Source organism: Thalassospira sp. UBA4513, from assembly GCF_002388495.1.
Classification (GTDB): domain Bacteria; phylum Pseudomonadota; class Alphaproteobacteria; order Rhodospirillales; family Thalassospiraceae; genus Thalassospira; species Thalassospira tepidiphila.
Map to the genome: position 1 here is coordinate 8,204 of NZ_DGMR01000012.1, position 20,434 is coordinate 28,637.

Annotated in this window: 24 protein-coding genes and 1 pseudogene; 19 read left to right on the plus strand and 6 right to left on the minus strand. The window is 54.0% G+C overall.

Translation table 11 applies throughout. The features are described from left to right. From B2T33_RS05040 to B2T33_RS05065, 6 genes are all read left to right on the plus strand, one after another. On the plus strand, nt 1-231 hold a 231-nt coding region (locus B2T33_RS05040), incomplete at its 5' end, for a GNAT family N-acetyltransferase (RefSeq protein WP_286791306.1). Next, nucleotides 228-956 (plus strand): 1-(5-phosphoribosyl)-5-[(5-phosphoribosylamino)methylideneamino]imidazole-4-carboxamide isomerase, encoded by a 729-nt coding sequence (hisA, locus tag B2T33_RS05045; protein WP_064787961.1) that lies wholly within the window; start codon nt 228-230, stop codon nt 954-956. The genes B2T33_RS05040 and hisA, both read left to right, overlap by 4 nt. A gap of 22 nt (nt 957-978) precedes the next feature. Next, entirely contained in the window at nt 979-1,740 is a 762-nt protein-coding gene (hisF, locus tag B2T33_RS05050) for an imidazole glycerol phosphate synthase subunit HisF (protein ID WP_197146356.1), read from the plus strand. A gap of 4 nt (nt 1,741-1,744) precedes the next feature. Beyond that, entirely contained in the window at nt 1,745-2,071 is a 327-nt protein-coding gene (locus B2T33_RS05055; RefSeq protein WP_197146355.1) for a phosphoribosyl-ATP diphosphatase, read from the plus strand. 57 nt (nt 2,072-2,128) lie between these two features. After that, nucleotides 2,129-2,500, plus strand: a complete 372-nt coding sequence (locus tag B2T33_RS05060) for a histidine triad nucleotide-binding protein (RefSeq protein ID WP_044830002.1) — start codon at nt 2,129-2,131, stop codon at nt 2,498-2,500. An 82-nt stretch (nt 2,501-2,582) separates the two neighbouring features. After that, nucleotides 2,583-3,059, plus strand: a complete 477-nt coding sequence (locus tag B2T33_RS05065; RefSeq protein ID WP_286791307.1) for a DUF6314 family protein — start codon at nt 2,583-2,585, stop codon at nt 3,057-3,059. Between the two features lie 48 nt (nt 3,060-3,107). Here B2T33_RS05065 and B2T33_RS05070 read toward each other — a convergent pair whose 3' ends face one another. Then, nucleotides 3,108-4,055 (minus strand): LysR substrate-binding domain-containing protein, encoded by a 948-nt coding sequence (locus tag B2T33_RS05070; protein ID WP_197146354.1) that lies wholly within the window; start codon nt 4,053-4,055, stop codon nt 3,108-3,110. A 119-nt stretch (nt 4,056-4,174) separates the two neighbouring features. Between B2T33_RS05070 and B2T33_RS05075 the strand changes: the two genes are divergently transcribed. The 3 genes from B2T33_RS05075 (at nt 4,175) to B2T33_RS05085 (ending at nt 6,388) form a co-directional block, all read left to right on the plus strand. Then, nucleotides 4,175-4,603: a VOC family protein gene (locus B2T33_RS05075; RefSeq protein ID WP_197146353.1), complete on the plus strand. Its 429-nt coding sequence runs from the start codon at nt 4,175-4,177 to the stop codon at nt 4,601-4,603. 180 nt (nt 4,604-4,783) lie between these two features. After that, nucleotides 4,784-5,731, plus strand: a complete 948-nt coding sequence (locus B2T33_RS05080) for a 2-hydroxyacid dehydrogenase (RefSeq protein ID WP_197146352.1) — start codon at nt 4,784-4,786, stop codon at nt 5,729-5,731. 150 nt (nt 5,732-5,881) lie between these two features. Beyond that, a complete protein-coding gene (locus B2T33_RS05085) occupies nt 5,882-6,388 on the plus strand; it encodes an SRPBCC domain-containing protein (protein ID WP_197146351.1) in 507 nt (168 codons plus the stop codon). Here the strand turns inward: B2T33_RS05085 and B2T33_RS05090 are convergent. After that, nucleotides 6,374-7,291, minus strand: coding sequence for a LysR family transcriptional regulator (locus B2T33_RS05090; RefSeq protein ID WP_197146350.1), 918 nt, complete (start codon nt 7,289-7,291; stop codon nt 6,374-6,376). The genes B2T33_RS05085 and B2T33_RS05090 overlap by 15 nt on opposite strands. Before the next feature lie 126 nt (nt 7,292-7,417). On the opposite strand from B2T33_RS05090, the gene B2T33_RS05095 reads away from it, so the two are divergent. The 5 genes from B2T33_RS05095 (at nt 7,418) to B2T33_RS05115 (ending at nt 10,398) form a co-directional block, all read left to right on the plus strand. Continuing rightward, nucleotides 7,418-8,158 carry an SDR family oxidoreductase gene (locus B2T33_RS05095; RefSeq protein WP_197146349.1) on the plus strand — a complete coding sequence of 247 codons (741 nt, stop codon included), beginning with the start codon at nt 7,418-7,420 and terminating at the stop codon, nt 8,156-8,158. Between the two features lie 197 nt (nt 8,159-8,355). Then, nucleotides 8,356-8,874 (plus strand): GNAT family N-acetyltransferase, encoded by a 519-nt coding sequence (locus B2T33_RS05100; RefSeq protein ID WP_197146348.1) that lies wholly within the window; start codon nt 8,356-8,358, stop codon nt 8,872-8,874. A 108-nt stretch (nt 8,875-8,982) separates the two neighbouring features. Then, nucleotides 8,983-9,276, plus strand: a complete 294-nt coding sequence (locus tag B2T33_RS05105) for a hypothetical protein (RefSeq protein ID WP_008888805.1) — start codon at nt 8,983-8,985, stop codon at nt 9,274-9,276. A 68-nt stretch (nt 9,277-9,344) separates the two neighbouring features. Beyond that, nucleotides 9,345-9,641 carry a hypothetical protein gene (locus B2T33_RS05110; protein WP_008888804.1) on the plus strand — a complete coding sequence of 99 codons (297 nt, stop codon included), beginning with the start codon at nt 9,345-9,347 and terminating at the stop codon, nt 9,639-9,641. Nucleotides 9,642-9,798: 157 nt separating this feature from the next. Further along, nucleotides 9,799-10,398 carry a class I SAM-dependent methyltransferase gene (locus B2T33_RS05115; protein WP_197146347.1) on the plus strand — a complete coding sequence of 200 codons (600 nt, stop codon included), beginning with the start codon at nt 9,799-9,801 and terminating at the stop codon, nt 10,396-10,398. A 77-nt stretch (nt 10,399-10,475) separates the two neighbouring features. Here B2T33_RS05115 and B2T33_RS05120 read toward each other — a convergent pair whose 3' ends face one another. Together B2T33_RS05120 and B2T33_RS05125 are read right to left on the minus strand one after the other, a co-directional pair. Then, complete coding sequence (locus tag B2T33_RS05120; protein ID WP_197146346.1) at nt 10,476-11,462, minus strand: aldo/keto reductase; 987 nt, start codon at nt 11,460-11,462, stop codon at nt 10,476-10,478. Between the two features lie 12 nt (nt 11,463-11,474). Continuing rightward, entirely contained in the window at nt 11,475-12,251 is a 777-nt protein-coding gene (locus tag B2T33_RS05125; protein WP_286791308.1) for an SDR family NAD(P)-dependent oxidoreductase, read from the minus strand. Nucleotides 12,252-12,363: 112 nt separating this feature from the next. On the opposite strand from B2T33_RS05125, the gene B2T33_RS05130 reads away from it, so the two are divergent. Beyond that, nucleotides 12,364-13,278 (plus strand): LysR family transcriptional regulator, encoded by a 915-nt coding sequence (locus B2T33_RS05130; protein ID WP_286791309.1) that lies wholly within the window; start codon nt 12,364-12,366, stop codon nt 13,276-13,278. Nucleotides 13,279-13,307: 29 nt separating this feature from the next. Here B2T33_RS05130 and B2T33_RS05135 read toward each other — a convergent pair. Continuing rightward, nucleotides 13,308-13,979, minus strand: a pseudogene (locus B2T33_RS05135) (ATP-binding protein); the annotation flags it as partial. 33 nt (nt 13,980-14,012) lie between these two features. Between B2T33_RS05135 and B2T33_RS05140 the strand changes: the two are divergent. The 4 genes from B2T33_RS05140 to B2T33_RS05155 are packed head-to-tail and all read left to right on the plus strand — an operon-like array spanning nt 14,013 to nt 18,403. Further along, nucleotides 14,013-14,807: a TnsA endonuclease N-terminal domain-containing protein gene (locus B2T33_RS05140; RefSeq protein WP_168173392.1), complete on the plus strand. Its 795-nt coding sequence runs from the start codon at nt 14,013-14,015 to the stop codon at nt 14,805-14,807. Between the two features lie 39 nt (nt 14,808-14,846). Further along, nucleotides 14,847-16,547: a Mu transposase C-terminal domain-containing protein gene (locus B2T33_RS05145; protein ID WP_083952718.1), complete on the plus strand. Its 1,701-nt coding sequence runs from the start codon at nt 14,847-14,849 to the stop codon at nt 16,545-16,547. Continuing rightward, on the plus strand, nt 16,544-17,437 hold the full coding sequence (locus B2T33_RS05150) for a TniB family NTP-binding protein (RefSeq protein WP_083952717.1): 894 nt from the start codon (nt 16,544-16,546) through the stop codon (nt 17,435-17,437). The genes B2T33_RS05145 and B2T33_RS05150 overlap by 4 nt, the downstream gene beginning before the upstream one ends. Nucleotides 17,438-17,443: 6 nt before the next feature. Further along, nucleotides 17,444-18,403 (plus strand): TniQ family protein, encoded by a 960-nt coding sequence (locus B2T33_RS05155; protein WP_168173391.1) that lies wholly within the window; start codon nt 17,444-17,446, stop codon nt 18,401-18,403. On the opposite strand, the gene B2T33_RS05160 is transcribed toward B2T33_RS05155, so the two are convergent. Continuing rightward, nucleotides 18,400-20,397 carry a hypothetical protein gene (locus B2T33_RS05160; protein WP_143588684.1) on the minus strand — a complete coding sequence of 666 codons (1,998 nt, stop codon included), beginning with the start codon at nt 20,395-20,397 and terminating at the stop codon, nt 18,400-18,402. The genes B2T33_RS05155 and B2T33_RS05160 overlap by 4 nt on opposite strands. Nucleotides 20,398-20,434 lie beyond the last annotated feature (37 nt).

Here is a 20,434-nt window from a genome sequence, read left to right on the forward strand (position 1 = left end):
CGCGGGCGCGGCAACGGCAAGGCGATCGTGCGTTCGATTGAATATTTCGCCCGTGAAGCGGGCTATAGCGTTTTGAAACTCGACCTTCGCGAAACCCAGGAAGCCGCCATCGCACTGTATAACGGGCTTGGATATGTCCGTTGGGGCATCAATCCCTATTACGCGATGGTCGATGGCAAGATGGTCGAAGGCTATTACTACACCAAGAAAATACAGGACACCGATCAGTGAACCTTTATCCCGCAATTGACCTGAAAGATGGTGCATGTGTGCGCTTGCTGCGCGGCGACATGGACAAGGCAACCGTGTTTAACGACGATCCGGGCGCACAGGCCGGTGAATTTGTGCAAGCCGGTTGCCATTGGGTTCATATCGTTGATCTGAACGGCGCCTTTGCCGGTGAACCGGTCAATGGCGCAGCAGTGGACTCCATCCTTGCCGCTGTATCGGGCAAGGCCCAGACGCAGCTTGGTGGCGGCATCCGCACCATGGAAACGGTTGATTATTGGCTCAATAAAGGCATCACCCGCGTGATCCTTGGTACCGTTGCCCTTCGCAATCCCGATTTTGTTAAGGAAGCCTGTGCCAAATGGCCGGGCCGGGTGGCTGTCGGCATTGATGCCCGCGATGGCTATGTCGCGGTTGAAGGCTGGGCGGAAACGTCTGAGGTCACGGCCCTCGAACTCGCCAAGAAATTTGAGGATTGCGGTGTGGCGGCGATCATCTTTACCGATATCGACCGGGATGGCGCGATGGGTGGTCCGAATATCGAAAGCACCGTGGCCCTGGCATCGGAAATCTCGACGCCTGTGATCGTATCGGGCGGGGTTTCATCGCTGGATGATCTGATCGCGGTCAAGAAACACACAGATGCCGGCATTGATGGCGCGATTTCCGGTCGTGCGCTTTATGATGGCCGCATCGATCTGGCAGAGGCCATCGCGGCCCTTTCGTAACCGACCCAACAGGAAACAGACCATGCTGAAAACCCGTGTCATTCCCTGTCTTGACGTCAAGGACGGCCGCGTCGTCAAAGGGGTCAATTTCGTTGATCTGGTCGATGCCGGTGATCCGGTCGAACAGGCGCGCATCTACGATGCCGAGGGTGCGGATGAACTCTGCTTCCTTGATATCACGGCATCAAGTGATAACCGCGATACCATCTTCGATGTCGTTGCCCGCACGGCCGAGGCCTGCTTTATGCCGGTCACCGTGGGTGGCGGGGTGCGCACCCTTGAAGACATCCGAAAGCTGCTTCTGGCCGGCGCGGACAAGGTTTCGATCAATACCGCTGCGGTCAAAAACCCCGATTTCGTCCGCGAAGCCGCGCGCAAGTTCGGATCGCAATGCATTGTGGTCTCGATTGACGCCAAATCAACCGGCCCGGACAAGTTTGAGATCTTTACCCATGGCGGGCGTGAACCGACCGGGGTCGATGCCGTTTCGTTTGCAAAACAAATGGTCGAATACGGTGCGGGCGAACTTCTGGTCACCTCGATGGATCGCGATGGCACCCAGTCGGGCTTTAACATCCCGCTGACCCGTACCATTGCCGATGCCGTCCATGTGCCGGTCATTGCTTCGGGCGGTGTGGGGACGCTGGATCACATGGTCGAAGGCGTGCGCGATGCCCATGCATCGGCGGTTCTGGCCGCCTCGATCTTCCATTTCGGCACCTATCGCATTCGCGAGGTCAAGGAACACATGAAAGCCGCCGGTATTCCGGTACGTGAGGACTGAGAGCATGGCCAATCAACACATCCTTGATGCGCTTTACGCAACCGTTTCTGCCCGCAAGGGTGCAGACCCGGAAACCAGCTATACCGCCAAGCTGTTTGCCAAGGGCACTGCCAAAATCGCCCAGAAAGTCGGCGAAGAGGGCGTTGAAACCGTGATTGCCGCCCTTGCCGAAACCCCGGAAAAGGTCGCATCGGAAAGTGCGGATCTGCTTTATCACCTGACCGTGCTTTGGGCTGATCAGGGGGTCACGCCTGATGATGTCTGGAAGATCCTGGCCGAACGTCAGGGCATTTCAGGTATTGCCGAAAAGGCATCGCGCAGCAAAGATTAAGGCATAAAGCCTCAACTATCCGGGCAATGTCCCGACTAAGGTATCAGGAGCATCACCATGGCCGTTCAGCCCTACGATCCGGAAAACATCTTTGCCAAAATCCTGCGCGGCGAAATCCCGTGCACCAAGGTCTATGAAGATGACCATGTGCTGGCGTTTAACGATATCGCGCCACAGGCCCCGACCCATGTGCTGGTCATCCCGAAGGGTGCTTACACCAGCTATGATGACTTTGCGCTCAATGCATCGGACGCCGAAATCATCGCCTATACCCGCGCAATTGGCAAAATCTCCAAGGAAGCTGGCGTGGTTGAAGACGGCTACCGCCTGATCGCCAACACCCGCGAACACGGCCGCCAGGACGTCCCGCACCTGCATGTGCATATCCTGGGCGGTGAGAAGCTCCCGCGGATGCTGCCCGGCGCCTAAGCGACTGGAAACCCATTAAAAAGGCAGGGTTCCGCATCGCGCGCCCTGCCTTTTTTGTCCTAACATGAACCTGAAATCATCTATGGCACCCAACATCCCCACCGCCGCCGAGATTTTCGAAGCCCTTCCGGGCAACTGGACGCTTGTGCGCGATTTGGGCGAAGCCGGGCAGTTTACCGGCGATGTCAGGTTTCATGCTGCCGATCCGGCCCAACCCAATGTGCTGCGCTATCGTGAGGAAGGGTTTCTGACCCGCCCGGACGGCAAGCGGTTTGATGGCTATCGGGAGTATGATTTTGTCCTGCACGAGGACCCGGCGGCGATTGAGCTTCTGTTTCGCGACCCTTTGAGTTTCGGCAATCGCTATGTGTTGCTGCAATTTGGCGAAGAGGGTGAAGAGGGTGAAGAGGGGGTTTGTGCCCACGACATTCACCCCTGCGGGGAGGACTTCTACCACCATTGCATGATCTGGAACGGGTCAGATCATTTCGAAACAAAAATAAAAATCACCGGTCCGAAGAAAGATCACCTGCTGCACAGCATCTATCGACGCGCCTAGTATCCCGAAATACGAGACACCCGTCCATAATTTCAAATACTTGCCACTTTATTCTGACAAACCGGATTGACTTGCCAAACCGAGTACCCAATCCCGAAAGGCGCACACTTCCGGCACGTCCTGACGGCTTTCCGGCGTGATCAGATAGTATGCGCCGCTGGATTTCAAGCTGGCCGCGCTGACGATTTCAAGACTGCCCTGGGCAAGTGGTCCATCGATCAAAACCCTTGGTAACAGGGCGATTCCCATGCCTGCCTTGGCGGCTTCGATCAGCATGAAGAAATGCTCAAACGCCGGTCCGGGCGCCCCGGTAATCGCAATCCCGTTGGCCTGCGCCCAGTCATGCCATGCCTTGGGCCGGGTGGTGTGGACCAGTCGCGGATAGTGTCCGAGCAGATCTGCCGGGTCTCTGGGGCTGTTTTCGTCCGTCATGGCACCTGAAGCAACATATCCGGGTTTGGCAACAACCACTTGAATTTCATCAAAAAGATTGTCGCAGATCATCCCGGGCCAGCGACCATCGCCGAAATAAAGCCCGACATCCATCTGGCGTGCGCCAAGGTCCGGGCTGCGTTCCGGGGTGGCGAAATTAAGTGCCAAGGTTTCGATCACCGGGCGGATATCGGGGTTTTCGTTTTGAAATCGATTTAATCTTGGAATAAGCCAGCTGCTGGCCAGGGTATGCAGCGCACCGATAACCAGTTTCCGCTCTCCCGCGCCATGGGTCACCAGATCAAGGGTGGCGGCCTCGATCTCGTCGAGCGCCCGGCGCAGACTGGGCAGATAGGCCCGACCGGCTTCACGCAGGGCCAGTTTCGGGCCATTACGCTCAAACAAGCTCATGCCAAGGCTGGCTTCCAGATTGGCGACCTGCTGGCTGATCGCGCCGGAGGTGACGGAAAGTTCCGCAGCCGCGCGGGCAAAGCTGCCAAGCCGGGCGGCGGCTTCGAACGCGCGCAGGGCATTGAGAGGCGGGGTGGTCGGGCGCAGCGCCATAGCAATAGTTTTCCTATTGATAAGTCCAGAACTTCTGATTTTACCCGCCACATTCTGACGTATTAGAGTAGTTCCAACAACACATCGTTAGATAATCTGGATAATCTTTGAGGTTGACCATGTCTTCGCCATCCCTGCCACCGTTCCATCTGGCCTTCCCGATCAAATCAATATCTGACACCCGCGCGTTCTATATCGATATCCTCGGCTGTGATGAAGGCCGCTCGACCGAAGCCTGGATTGATTTTGATTTCTTTGGTCATCAGCTTTCTGCCCATGTCCGCCCCGAAGCCGGCCAGAACAAGGGGGCCGGTGATGTCGATGGCGATGCGGTGCCAATCCCGCATTTCGGGGCGATTCTGGAATGGGAAAAATGGCACGAACTGGCCGACAAGCTTAAGGCGGCCAATGTCAAATTCCTGCTGGAACCCAAGATCCGCTTTAAGGGTGAACCGGGCGAGCAGGGCACCTTCTTTGTCGAAGACCCAGCAGGAAATGGTCTTGAATTCAAGACCTTCCGTGACCCGGCCATGATCTTTGCCCACTGATTTGGACGTTTAATAGCACGTAACCGGCCTTGTGAAAGCGGGCCGGTCCATGACAGACTGTAATTGACGCGCCAACTGACGCGCCAACTGACGCGCCGGAACGCTTTGCGCTCTGGCGCGTTTGATATGTACAGAACCTTTTATCGTCCCGACTTTCCAAGCATTGACCAGGAGACCCCGATGGCAACCACCAACGCCCCGCTCAACATTCTGATTTCCGCTGCCGGCGATGATCAAAAGTGGAAAAGCGTGATGGTTGACCGCCTGCCGGACGCCAATATCGTGATCGAGGAAGACGATTACGATCCTGAAACGATTGACTATGCCCTGTTCTGGAAACAGCCACAGGGCCTGATCAAGACGCTGCCGAAGCTGAAAGCCATCTTCTCTCTCGGTGCAGGGGTCGATCACGTTGTTTCCTCGCCCAGCCTGCCCAAGGAATTGCCGGTCATTCGTCTGGAAGATGCCGGGATGGCTGATCAGATGGTGCAATATCACCTTTATGCCGCCCTGCATTTCATGCGCGACTTTGATGTTTATAGCGCCCAGCAGGCCAAGGCCGACTGGACCCAGCATGACGTCGCACGCATTTCGCAATGCCGGGTCGGTGTCATGGGGCTGGGTGCGCTGGGCTCTGCCGTTGCCTCGTCGCTTTCAAATCTGGGCTTTTCTGTTTCGGGCTGGAGCCGCTCGATGAAGGCGATTGAAGGCATTTCAACCTATGCCGGCAAGGAAACGCTGGCTGAGTTCCTCGGTCAGTCCGATATCCTGATCTGCCTTCTGCCGCGCACATCCGAAACCGAAAACGTCCTTAACAGCAGCACGCTTTCCTTCCTGCCCAAGGGCGCTGCGATCATTAATGCCGCCCGGGGGGCGATGATCAACGAAGCCGACTTGCTGCGCGCGATTGATACCGGCCATCTGCGTGGCGCGTTTTTGGATGTTGCCGCGACCGAACCGCTGCCCGAAAGCCATCCGTTCTGGGATCACGCGAAAATCCGCATCACCCCGCATATTGCGGCCGCGACCCGGTTTGAAGAATCCGTCGATCAGATTGCCGAAAACCTTGATCGCCTGGCCCGCGGCGAAACCCCGCGCGGGCTTGTGAACCGCGAGGTCGGCTACTAAGCCGCTACCGCTCAAACCACACACCCTTCAAACCCGATCCGGCGCATTATGCCTGCCAGATCGGGTTTTGCTTGTCCGCCCACAGGCTTTCTGCAAAACAGGAACAGCCGCACACGCAGTCGGCGCCATTGCTGTTAAACGGGATTTTCGATGTCAGCCAAAACCTTTGTTGCGCTTCGCGTTGACTGTGACGCTGCCACCGCCTTTGAACACTTCACAGGCGGGATTGATCACTGGTGGAAACAGGGGCCGCGCAACCGCCTGCTTGGCAATCGTCCGGGCATCATGGAATTTGGCGAAGAAAACGGCACACGCTATTTGCAGGAAGTCGATAAACGCCGCCCCGATTTCATCGTCCGCGCCGGTAAGGTCACCAAGTGGGAGCCCGCCAAGCGCCTTGCCTTTGAATGGAACTGGCCGATGGCCGATCCCAAGGAACCAGGGACATTGGTCGATATCCGATTTAGCGCGCTTGGCGATTACACCCGTATCACGCTGGAACATCTGGGCCTTGAAAAGCTTTCGATGGCCCATCCCGGGCGCAATGGCCTGAATGACAACCGTTTCAAGCCGATGATGACCCATTACTGGCAGGCGCATCTGGTTTCATTGCGAAACCGGATCAAACTGCTTTCAAGCCGCTCAAACCCGGCCTGACCCGGCAAAATCAAGCCCCGCCAGCAATTCAGTCAGCCAATCGACAAATACCCGCACACGCGCCGAAAGCTGCCGATTTTGCGGATACAGCACCGAAACCGGCATCGGATCGGGCGGGCAATCGGGCAGGATTTCAATCAGTTTGCCGGATTTAAGGTCATCGGCAACGCGATAACGCGGCACCTGCACAATTCCCAATCCGGCGGCTGCACAGGCGGCATAGCTGTCCGCCCCGGTCACGGAGATACTGGCCGGCAGCATGATCTCGCAAAGCTTGCCATCTACCCTGAAATCAAGCGGGATCGGCTTGTCATCGGCTCCCGATAAAAAACAAACCATCTGATGGCCCTGACTTTTCAGGTCGGCAAGGGTTTCGGGCATGCCGATGCGGGCAATGTAATCGGAGCTGGCAACGGTCGCCTCGTGCAAAAGGGCAAGCCTGCGCCCGATCATCGATGAACTGGCCAGATCGCCACTGCGCAATACGCAATCAAAGCCTTCATGCACCAGATCAACAAAACGATCGCCATCGGCCAGCACCAGATCGATCCCCGGATAGCGACCCCAAAAATCGCCAAGGGCCGGGATGATAAAGGTTCGCGCCAGCGTGCCTTGCAGATTAACCCTAAGCAACCCTTTGGGGTCGGCATTGGTAAAGCTGCCATCGGCCTCTTCGAGGTCGGCCAGAATCCTTACACAGCGTTGGTAATACGCATCCCCGTCGCGGGTCGGGTTGACGGTGCGCGTCGTGCGTTCCAGCAACCGGGTGCCCAGCCGTTCTTCCAACCGCTGAATGGAATTGGTCATGGTCGCACGCGGGATCAAAAGATCACTCGCCGCCTTGGTAAAGCTTTTGCGCTCTACCACGCGCACGAAATTGCGCATTTCCTCAAACCGGTCCATTCGTCATCCTGATTGTTATTTAATTTCGAATAATGATGTCGAATATAACCTAATTATCCAAAAAGTCATCTTGGGCATAGTGGACCCATGCCCTTGAGGCCCCCGTAACCACCAAGGAGACTTTTGATGTCTGCCAATCAAAACAAAACCGCCATCATCACCGGCGCATCGCGCGGCATTGGCGTGGCGCTTGCCAAACGTCTGGCAGCGGATGGCTTTAACGTTGTCATCAACTATGCCAGCTCTGCCGCCCCGGCAGAAGAACTGGCTGATTCGCTTAAATCGCAAGGCCACAAGGCCATCGCGATCAAGGCGGATATTGCCCGGCCGGATGCGGTTAAGGCCCTGTTTGACAAAACCATCGCCGAGTTTGGCGGCGTTGATGTCATCGTCAATAACGCCGGTGTCATGACGACCACCCCGATTGCCGACATGGATGATGCCACCTATGACGCGATGATGGATATCAATGTGCGTGGCACCTTCAACATGTTGCGCGAAGGGGCAAAACATCTGCGCGATCATGGCCGGGTGATCAATTTCTCGACCACTGCCCTGCACCTCAAACTGCCGGGCTATGCCGTTTATAACGCCACCAAGGCCGCGGTTGAGGCGATGACGGGCGTTTTCGCCAAGGAACTGCGCGGTCGCCAGATTACGGTCAATGCCGTTGCGCCGGGCCCGGTGGCAACCGAACTGTTCCTCAATGGCAAGACCGACGAACAGATTGCCAATTTCGCAAAGATGCCACCGCTTGAACGGCTTGGTGAACCTGATGACATCGCCGGTGTGGTGGCCTTCCTCGCCGGGCCGGATTCCGGCTGGGTGGATGGTCAGACCATCCGTGCCAATGGTGGTCTTGCCTGACCTCCACAAACCTCGTTTGCCGGGGTCCCTGATCTGATATCGGCATGATTTCCCCCATCCCCGTGCCGGTCTTTGCCCTGGGCCCCGCATTACCGGCAATGACGCCGCCTGATGCACAAACAGGCAGCGTCATTGCCATATTGCCTTGGTCCCCGGCTTTGCCCATGATGGCCCGCCATCAGCAAAGGGATCCCGCAATGTCAAACGCCACCACCACCACCAGCACCACCACAAAATCCGATGACATCACGTTTCGCTATGCCACCCGCGATGATTTGCCTGCCATCGTTGCCCTTCTGGCCGATGATGAAAAAGGCAGAACCCGCGAGGAACTTGGCGATCCGCTTCCAGATGCCTATTACGCCGCGTTTGATGCCATGGCGTCCCAGTCAACCGATGCGCTGCCCAACAAATATCTTCTGGCCATCAAGGGCACGGATATTGTCGGATGTTTGCAGTTGACCCTGATCGCCGGTTTGTCGCGGCGCGGGCAACTGCGCGCCCAGATCGAAGGGGTGCGGGTGGCAAGTACCGCCCGCGGTCAGAAGATCGGCGAAAAACTGATCAAGCAATCCATTTCGATTTCGAAATCACTTGGCGCGGCGTTGATACAGTTCACAACGGATAAAACCCGCAAGGATGCCCATCGGTTTTATGAACGGCTTGGATTTGTCGCCAGCCACGAGGGCATGAAGATGGCTCTTGATCCGAAATAGGCCTTGTTTTCTGCCAGATTGCGCACACGCAAATACGCCGGGCGCATTTCGTGATAGGGTCTGATGATTGTTGGCCTTACGGCTGCATCCATCGAACGGAGGACCATCATGAACTTGAGCGAATTACAAGATCTGGCCCGTGAACGCGGCTTTTCGCATGTTTTCAGCGCATCGGAAAATCATGTCACATGCGATGGCAAACAGGCGAAATATAGCGCCGATGATTTGACCATCATCGATTCCCGTTCTGTCGATGCCGGAACCGACCCGGGGGATGACGCCACCCTTTACATGATCGAGGCCAGCGACGGCACGCGCGGTATGCTGATTGTGCCCAACAGCTTTGATACCGACCGCAACAAGGCCGACCTGATCGACAGTCTTCGCCGCAAGCACAGCTGATTTCGGAACAAGCAGCCAGGATTTGCGTTTTGCCTTTATCAGACAATTTTTGATCGAGGAGGCCCGCAATGACCTTGGCTGATCTTCAGGCAAACGCCAAAGAACACGGTTTTGAACATCATTTCATGGCCGAGGAAGGCGGTGTACGCAGTGACGGCACCGGCAAGCTTTATACCCCGGACGAGCTGCGCCTTGTCCATTCCAACAGCACCGACCAAGGCACCGATCCGGGTGACGAGGCAACGCTGTTCATGATCGAGGCCAATGACGGCACCAAGGGTGTGATGATCATGGCCGATGCATTTCATGCCGATCCGCATAAGGCCGAAATCATTGATGTTCTGCGCCGTAATCGGGCTGCGTAATCAATTGCGTTGCACGCCACCTCGCACGTTCCCACATTCCCAAATGGATACGTTGCCGGGTGGCATTTCGCAAAATGAACACAAATAAGCGCCCGAAGCGACATAAAGGGTAGGCAGTTTATGCGCTCTCCCTTTACCAAGTGGGGCATTTCATTCGATGTCGGACTTTTTGCCATTCATTCGCGCCTGGGTCACCGATCCCAGAAAAATATCCGCCATTTCGCCCTCAAGCCCGGCGCTGGCGCGGCTGATCACATCCGAAATCAACACCCAAAGCACCCCGGTTCTGGAACTCGGACCGGGGACAGGTGTGTTTACCCGTGCACTTCTTGATCGCGGTTTGCGTGAAGATGACCTGACATTGATCGAAGCCGGACCGGATTTCTCCCGCCTGCTTTCCGAACGCTATCCCAGGGCCCGCATCCTGCAAATGGATGCCTGCCGCTTGGGCAAAAAGGGCCTGTTTGCCGCTGGCGAACTGGCAAGCGCGATTAGCGGCCTACCGCTTCTGTCGATGTCACCGCGCCAGATCATGGGCATCTTGTCGGGCAGTTTTGAATATCTGCGCGACGACGGCGCATTTTACCAGTTCACCTATGGCCCGCGCTGCCCGGTGCCGGACGCCATTCTGGCCCGGCTTGATTTGCAGGCAACGCGCATCGGCACCACGGTACGCAATGTCCCGCCCTCGTCAGTCTATAAGATCGAACGCAAAAGCCGCCCGGAAATGCTCAGCGAAGTCCGCAAATCCGCCTGAAACGCATAAAGGGGCACCAACTGCATGGTGCCCCTTTTTCTATATCATCGGCCTTTAAAGCCGATGGAAACGTCTGATCACCACAAATGATGGACGTGCGGGGCGATGCGCTGCTCATAGATGTTGCGCAATTCACCGATCACCTCTGAGGGCAGCGGTGCCACATCACTTGCCGCCGCATTCGCCGCGGCCTGGGCTGCATTCTTTGCCCCCGGAATCACAACACCAACGGCTTCTTCCATCAAAATCCAGCGCAGGGCAAACTGCGCCATGGTGATATTTTCGGGAACCAGCCGACGGATTTCCTCAACAGCTTCAAGCGCAACATCAAACGGCACACCGGCGAATGTTTCGCCTTTATCAAACGCCTCGCCGTTGCGGTTAAACGCACGATGGTCATCAGCGGCAAAGGCGGTATCCTTGGTCATCTTGCCGGTCAAAAGGCCGGATGCCAGCGGCACACGGACAATCACCCCGACATTCTTTGCTTTTGCCTCGCGGAAGAAAAGACCCGACGGGCGTTGGCGGAAGATGTTGTAAATGATCTGAACCGACGCAACCCCGGGATATTCGATGGCTTTGAGGCCTTCTTCGACCTTCTCGACCGAAACACCGTAATTGCGGATTTTCCCGGCCGTGACCATTTCCTCCATCACCTCGAACACATCCGGGCGATAGAACACCTCGGTCGGCGGGCAATGAAGCTGCACCAGATCAAGACAATCCGTCGCAAGGTTCTTAAGGCTCCGTTCCACAAAGGCTGTCAGATTCTGTTTGTTGTATCCCTCGGACACATGCGGATCGAGGCGACGTCCGGCCTTGGTTGCGATGAACGGACGTTCGCCACCGCGTTCTTTCATGACATCGGCGATGATTTTTTCCGACCGGCCATCACCGTAAACGTCGGCGGTATCGATAAAAGTCGTGCCGTTATCAAGGGCGGCATGCAGGGCTGCACGCGCGTCAGCCTCTGAAACATCGCCCCAGGCACCACCAATGGCCCATGCACCAAAACCGACTTCCGACACTGTGCGTCCTGTCTTCCCAAATTTTCTGTAGTTCATATATCGTTGCTCCTAAGGCATTAACTGGCCGCCATTGACCTCGATGATCTGGCCTGTGATGTAGCCCGCCATGGCGTTCGAGGCGAGAAACAGGAACGCCCCGACACATTCATCCGGGCGGCCCACGCGACCCATCGGTACTGTTGCGCTTTGCGCGGCAAGAACATCGGCCGGTGTATAGCGGTCATGAAATGGCGTCTGGATAAGACCCGGCGAAACGGCGTTCACGCGAATGCCGTCCGCCACAAGTTCCTTTGCCTGTCCGCGTGTCAGGCTGCTGACAAAGGATTTTACCGCCGCATACAACACAGCACCACCCCCGCCGCCATTGCGCGCGGCAATCGATGTTGTATTGACCACAAAACCGTTTTCTGACGCTTTGAGGTAAGGATACGCCGCCACCGTGGCTTCCCAGACCGATTTGCCATTGAGCGCAAAGACACGGTCAAGATGCTCGGGCTCGACCTCGGTCGTCGGCACACGGCCCAGCATGCCGCCAGCATTGTTGATCAGGCCATCCAGCCCGCCAAGCATCCCTGCGGCTTCCCGGACAACTTTCGTCGGGGTACCCGTTTCACTCATATCGCCCTGAACAGCTACGACATGCTTGGGAAATTCTGCCTGAAGGGCGCGTGCTGCATCACGGCTTTTATTGTAATGAAGCGCAACCTTGGCACCCTGTGCGGCAAACCCCCGGACAATCTCGGCTCCGATCCCGGTCGAGCCCCCGGTTACCAAAACACGGCGCGACATCAGGTCGGGAATCCTGACTGCCTGAATATCACTCATCGCATTCCTCCGGCTGAATTGTCTGACTTTTGGCCAGATTACTTGTTGCACCGACCCGTGTGGTGTGGTTTTTCATGAACTGAAATCATCCACAAAGTGAATAGAGCTCAACTTGGCTGGAATCGACCGCGCAGAGTTTGCCGATCTACGCTTGTTTCTGGCAATTGTCCGCCGCCAGAGCTTCAAGGCTGCGGCGATTGAATTCGGGCTTTCGCCGTCGGCCGCAAGTCACGCGATCCGCCGTCTCGAAAGCCGCCTTGGCGTAAAGCTGATCAATCGAACCACACGGTCGATCGTGGCGACCGAACTGGGTCAGGACCTTGCAACCAAGCTTGCCGAGGGCTTTGATAAACTCGATGAAGCACTCCAGACGCTTGATGCCCCCGGTGCCGCCAGCTTTGGCGAGGTCCGCATCAACGCCTTTTCCGATGCCGCACACCTTCTGATCGCCCCGGCATTGCCGGAATTTGCCAAGACCTTTCCCGATGTCAGCCTCAGCATAATCGTTGAAAACCGGCCGATTGACATTGTCGCCGAAGGATATGATGCCGGCATCCGGTTCGGCCATCTGGTCCCCGAAGACATGGTTGCCGTCGCACTCAGTGGACCCCAGCGCTGGGTCGTGGCCGGCGCACCGGATTATCTTGCGCGGCACGGAAAACCCGATACCCCTGAAGATCTGCGCAATCACACATGCCTGCAGCTTCTTCTGGGCGATAATTCACCTTTTCCCTGGGAACTTGGCATTGGCCCGGATCAGAAAAGCTACCGCGTGCCGGGCCACATCACCATTCAGGACACGGCAACCACGATCTCGGCCGCCAAGGCCGGGCTTGGATTGGCCTATCTGCTGGAATCGCGCATTGCAGATGAGATTGCCAGCGGACAGCTTGAAATCGTGCTGGAAGACCATGCATCATCTGATGATCCCTTCCACATGTATTACAGCAGCCGCCACAACAATCATCCGGGTTTGCGCGGCCTGATCAACATCATCCGCAAACAGAACGGCCTGTCGCGCATATGATCACACCCGGGTCGCCCAGTGAGGGGGGATTAGCGCCGATAGACCATCTGTCGGTAATTCAGTGCCTCGGCAATATGGCCGCGCTTGACCGCCGCACTTCCGGCCAGATCGGCAATGGTGCGCGCCACCCGCAGTATCCGGTGATATCCGCGGGCTGATAACTTCATCTGGCGGGCTGCATCCTGCAATAATCCACGGCCCTCGGCATCAAGGGCAGCGGCCTCCTGCAGGACTTCACCGTCGGCCAGCGCATTGGTCGATATGTTTTCGTTTTTATATCGCAACATTTGCAACTCACGCGCCAGAAATACCCTTTCGCGCACCGCCTGACTGGTTTCGCCTTTGGCCGGTAAATCAAGGTCTTCGGGCTTCACCGCCGGGACTTCAATCTGGATATCAAACCGGTCCAGAAGCGGCCCTGAAAGCCGTGCCTGATATTCCTCGCCACAACGCGGGGCGCGGGTGCACGCAAGTTCATTATCCCCAAGATAACCACACCGGCACGGGTTCATCGCGGCGACCAATTGCACGCGCGCCGGATAAGTCACATGCGCATTGGCGCGTGCAACCGATACCTGCCCGGTTTCAAGCGGCTGACGCAGCGCATCCAATACATTGCGCTGAAATTCCGGCAATTCATCCAAAAACAGAACGCCATTATGGGCCAGCGAAATCTCGCCCGGCTTGACCCGATGGCCGCCTGTAAAGAAACATAAAATATGAGACTTACAGGTATGAGTAAAAACAAAGGCTTATGGGTGGATTGGCTCACTAAATATGAGACTGAAACACAAAATATGAGACTCGGCAAAAATTACAGCCTTGCTGAGAGTCTTTTTGAAATCCTTGATGACATCTCCGCTGAAACACGCGGCGCACGTGAAATTCGGCCAACCGACCGATCAATAACGGGTTTACTAAAAGTAGCCCCTGACCAACCACAAATACCCTTCGAATCGTCACTGGAACGCGATTTTGCTATCTTGATGACCGGAAGAAGGGGTGTTTTTTCAATCGAAGCTCAGCCGGTCACCATCAGATATCTGGATGACCTGGGCAAAGAACGAACCTACACGCCCGACTTTCTAATCACGCGTTATCGTCATGAGTTGGAGCGGCCGGAATCTGGCCTGCACACCATGCTGGTGGAAATCAAATACACTTCCGACCTTGATGGTAAAAATCAGCCAACCCTTTTGCAAAAATTCAAGCACGCAAAACAATGGACCGAGTTCAAAGGCTGGTCCTTTAGCGTCTTCACCGAAAAAGAAATCCGAACATCAGAACTTGAACGTGCTCGTGAGCTCCTGCCCTATCGCTTTCTGGATTCTGATACTCCGGTAGAATCTGCAATTGACCTGTTTGTCCAGCAGCACAAAGTTGCGACAATCCGGCAAATCACAGATGCTCTTCACAATTTTTCTGAGGAACAAGTTCACACAGAAGTTCTCAAGATGCTTGCGACACATCAGCTTTTTGCCGATGATGAAAGTAGATTAGATGCTGATTTATCGATCTATTTATTATAGTTTCGATATCGTTATGTTTCTTTTGCGTAGGCTAGGAATTTGACATTCCAAAACACTCAGCCAGACAAAATTGACGACGAGCGTTGGGATAGCGCGCTCGAACGTCGGCAAGTTATTGAACGATGGCTTGAAATTGCCAGCCCGACCAAAGAACTGGCTGCAGATTTTGCTGCTAAATTGAATTGCAGTGTCCCGACGTTTTACCGCTGGGTAAAAAATTTCAGGAAGGATCATCAGACTTCGAGTCTTGTGGTTGGCCTTAACAGAGGCAACAAGACCAAACAACGCCTCCATCCCGACGTCGAAAAAATTATCTCTGATGTAATTAAAAACCTTTATCTGACAAAAGAGCGTCCGATACGGGCACGTGTTGTCGAAGAAGTCGAGTTGCAGTGTTTCAAAGCCAAACTTTCACCTCCTTCAAAACCTACCATTTATCGTCGAATTGCAGACGTCCCGGCTTTCATAGCGACAGAACATCGCTATTCTAAAAAGAAAGCGAAACATCTTTTTGAGCCACACAAGGGTTCTGCAACCACGGCAACTCGTCCTCTCGAACAAGCCCAAATCGACCACACCCCGACCGATATTACTCTTGTTGACCCTAATGAACGCGAAGGAATTGATAGAGCCTGGATCACGTCGGCCGTCGATTCATACAGCCGCGCCTGCACGGGCTTTTATCTTTCTTTCGGAGCGCCAAGCTCACTATCTACCGCCCTCTGTCTGACACAAGCTGTCCTACCCAAAGAGCAACTGCTGCGTGAACATAAAATCTCGGGCAATTGGTCAATGCAGGGACTTCCGGAGAAAATTTTCGTCGATAACGGCTCAGATTTCCATAGCGCAGCCTTCAAACGAGGCTGCGATCAACACGGTATTTCCCTTGACTATCGTCCTAAAGGAGCACCGCAATTTGGTGCTGTGATTGAGCGTTTCATCAAAACGCTGAACCATAGATCCCATAATATTCCCGGTACGACTTTCTCCAGCAGTCATCATCGGGGCGAGTACGACTCCCAGGGACGAGCCTGTATGACCCTCAAGGAGTTGGAAGGTTACCTTCTGGAGTTTATTGTTAACGTCTACAATCAGAGGCTCCACCAAGGTATTGGCATGCCTCCCGCTGCAAAGTTCGAACAGGGTTTTGGTGAAAATGATCCCCGTTCAATTGTCCGGCGCCCACGTTTGCCCAGCAATCAAAAAACATTCCTGATCGATTTTCTACCTGTCATGACACGCACCGTTCAGCGATATGGCGTACGTGTTGACGGCATCAACTACTATTCTGACATTCTGGGACAGATATTGTTTGATGGGGACAAGCGGAAGTTTGAACTTCGACGCGACCCTAGAGATATTTCGACGCTGTATCTCTATCACCCAGAAGACAAGACATACTATGAGCTTCCCTATCGCGACCCGAGCCAGCCTCCCATGAGCATTTGGGAGCTCAGACATATCAAGGATAGGATGCGGCGAGAGGGTAAAGACCAGGTCGATGAAGGGCGTATTTTTGCCGGTTATGAAGCTATGCAGAACCGCATCGCAGAGTCAGTGGCTTCCACTCAGAAGGCAAAAAAGCAGCGTAGAACCGAAAAGCGCCGCATGAATCCTCATGCGTCGCAAACGCACGCGGCCAAGCCTGCTCCGACCGAGCCTCGGGAGACGCTATCCGATGACGATCTGGAATTTGAATTCGATCCCTCAATGATTGAATCGGAGATCAAAATTCGATGACTGAGCACCTTCATAGTGAAGCGGCAAAATATCTGGAGGCATCACGGGACGAACAGATTCATTGGCTGAACACCCCTAAATGGTTCCCTTACGATACTGGCAATCGAATGCTTGAAAAGATCGAAGCAATGATCAAGCACCCGCCAACGCACCGCATGCCATCCATGATGCTGGTCGGCGAAACCAATAATGGGAAAACCATGATTTTGGAGGAAGCTCTGAGCCGTCATCCGCGTCGCTCAATTCCAGAGGAAGAAGCTGACCAAATCCCGGTTATTTTTATCACGATGCCACCAGGGCCTGAACTTCGACGATTCTACAAACAGGTCCTCGATAAAGTTGGAGCTGTTCACCGACCCAGCGATACAACAGCAAATCTCGAAAGCCAGGTACTGCACGTTCTTAAGGGCGTCGGTACGCGCCTCATCATTATTGATGAACTTCATAACATCTCGGAGGGCAAATTTACCCAGCAGCGTCAGTTCCTCAATATGCTGCGCTTTCTGAGCAATGAGCTTAGGCTTTCCTTTATCTGTGCCGGCACCAAGAAAGCCATCCGGACCATCCAAACCGATGATCAGCTGGCTAATCGCTTCAAGCCATATAACCTTCCTGAATGGAAAGACGGAAAGGATTATCGAAGGTTTCTCTATTTTCTCGAATCTACTTTGCCACTTCCAGAGCCATCGAACCTGCATAAATCTGAACTGGCGAGGACCATTCTAACAATTTCAGAACGGACCGTTGGAGAGATGGTTTCGTATGTGAAAGAAGCGACTTTCATTGCGCTTGATGAAAGTTCCGCTCATCTCAAACCACATCATTTTGAAATTGCGGACTATACATCACCTTCACGCCGCAAAGCAGAAGCCGAACAAATTGCCGGGTAAATGACCATGTTACCGGTTCGCCCAAAGCCTCAAGTCGATGAGTCTTTCACAAGCTGGCTGATCCGCGTCGCGAACGCAAACGGCATACCTGTCGGTACCTTCTGCCATTTCCTGTCAAAGCATCAGCATTTTTTTACACGGGATACTGACCGACCAACAGATAAACAGATTGTCTGCGACCTTGCCCGTCTGACAGGCACGCCAATTTCAGCGGCCGCCGAAACAACCATCCATCTTTTGGAACGACGCGTGTTTCCCATGCTGAAGCCGAACAATGTGCAGCAGATGATTACAGTTCTGGGAGTTTATCACAGAACCCATCGTAAATATGGCCAAGCCTTCTGCCCTCAATGTTTGGCTGATGAGGGTTACTACCGATTGTCGTGGCGGCTTGTGTTCATTACTCAATGCACAATCCATTCTCAAAGACTGCATGATCGATGTTGGCAGTGCGGCGAGCCTGTATGTCTTCATCGCAGTCCTTGGCATACCTGTCATTCTTGCGGGTTTGATCGCCGGGAAGCTGAAGCTTTACCAATAGACAGTCATGCAGAAAGACTGCAGAAAAGGCTCGAACAGGGTTTTCGTACAGGAACACTTTTCTGGGATGTACCGATGCCATCCCCTCAATCGTATGCCAAACTCGTTTATGACCTCATGAGCATATTGCATCATCGAGCACCTCGTGTCGCAAGGTTACGGGAAGTCATACGAGAAATGTCAGGCGGCCCCGAATTTAGCTTTGAAGGGGAACAAAAATCGCAAAGGCTGGAGAGCCTCAGTTGTGAAGATAGACACAAACTCATGGCCATCGTCGGCCGGGCACTTCAAGACTGGCCATGGCGGCTTATTGCATATGCGATGCGTGCAGATTGCTGGCATTCGTTCCTGCTTAAAGATTTAAAAAATCCGCATCCGGCACTTAGCGAAACCGCCACACGTTACCTGACATTTTCTCCAAACTAGGATAGCTGCAAAAGTTCTTCAATGATCAGGGGCATGTTTTCAGGCTTGGGATCGTCACGTTCCAATCTTTTGGCGTAGCAGTTCACGGTACTCAACAAATCTAACGTGGTAGGCCAACCGTTCATCCCGTCTACTTCGTGGTCCGCCCGCATCGTGAAATACAGAATATCCCTAATCAAACGGACAGGAAGCTTCAACAAAGTGACTGGATGAGCGACAAATGCTGGGCGTCCTTCATAGAGGCCGTTGCGCAATCTTCGCTCAATAAACATCAAATAACTAAATTTTCCGCGGTTGGGCACCCGACAGACCATCACCAGTAAATTTCGGCCGTTGCCAGCCTTTCTGAGTGGAATACATCCCGGCCATTCGCGTGTACTCGGAAACTCAATTACAGCAAATTTACCGTCAGCTACAGGAATCCAATCATCTCCGAGTGTTGCGATTCGATTTCCGGTTTTTCTCTGGAGAGTTGCCAAAGCTCTTGCCAAATCAGGTAACGGGTAATCGATCGGATCCCCACCTGGCTCTGGCCGCAGCTCTTCACTTTGACCATCGTCCACCAATTCAACGAGGTGAAAAGGTAAAGGGATTTTCGGTGAACAACCGAACAGGTCACGCGCGACCGTCGCTTTTCGTTTGCGTAACTGCTGCGCTATTTCGATGTCTACATCTGGAGAAAACTCCAGTGTTGAGTGCAAAGTCCCGCTCGAGAAGGGCTCCGCAAATGACCCGCTTGCAACATCACCCTCAACAAACTGGTATTTTGGACCTATCTGGTTTTGCTCCAGCTCTTCCAAGTGCTTTTCAATGCGAATGTCTGCGTTTGGCGGAACAAAGTCACTGGCTTCCAGATTCAGAGTTTCCCCATCAAACCCCAGATCAGCCGGCTCGGACGTTACACCGATGATCTCTTGCCCACCGGCTCTCGTGACTGAAAATACTCCATCTTCCGTTTCAAACGCCATTTTCTCAGGCTTTGCCGGAACAACGACCTGAATCGTAGATGCCAAGCGCAACGCTCTAATTCTCTGAATTTGAAGAACGTTAATCGCATGGGAGCTTTCGGTGATGTCATATTCCAGAGGTAGGCGAATGTCAGATGTAAGGCCTGCTGAGAAGCCCGCGAACTTGATTTCAAACGGATCGCTAAATGGCAAAATCAATCTTGGTGGACAAATTGGCCAACGATACGGGCTTAACCCCTTCAAAATCAGCGAACCACATTGCCCCAAAAATGCTTCCGCATTCTTTCCCATTGATAAAATGTTAGCCAACTCAATCGCCGCCGCAAATTTGGCGCCAGCGTTGTAGTTTTTTGGATAGATTCGAATATGCCCATGCTCAAGCTCAAATGGCTCACGGTAAAACCGTTCGACAACGGGCTGCGTTTTCCCGTTCATCAGGCCAACTAACAGCTCAGAACAATATCCAGTCAGATACCAGAGAAAATCTGCACAACTCATAATGAATTGTGTTTGGTGATCTGCCCCCTTTAGCCGACCGGAAACGAGTAATCGGGGAGAGGGAAGTTCTAATGGACCAAACTTCTCCAGATTGTCTGGAATATTGATCCACTGATAGTGGTCTATACTATGGGTGAGCCACTCAAGCCGCGCAGTCTTGGGATCAAGAGTCGCATGGAAGACTTCCAGATCAGGAATAGGTGAGTGAATGCGATTATTCCAAACACGCCCCTCTCTCATCAATCCGAATTCTCGCACTGGAAACTTGCGGTAAACCCAGCTCTCGGTTTGCGCCCGAGCAGCCAGATACGTAACAACATCAATTCCCGATTTATTCTTCGATGTCGGAAAAACGTCCTCACAAGGCGCAAATTTGGCGAGACCCCAAATCTGGTCTGCACGATAGCCAAGATTTGGAGATTCTATGGGATCATGTGTGAAACCGACGACATCGAGAAGAATGTGGGGGGTTCTAAAAGGAGCAGTACGCAGTTGCGGTGTTTCAATAGACGGGATGCGATCAGACATGGACCCCCAACATGTGTGTTTTACCAAATTCATCAGG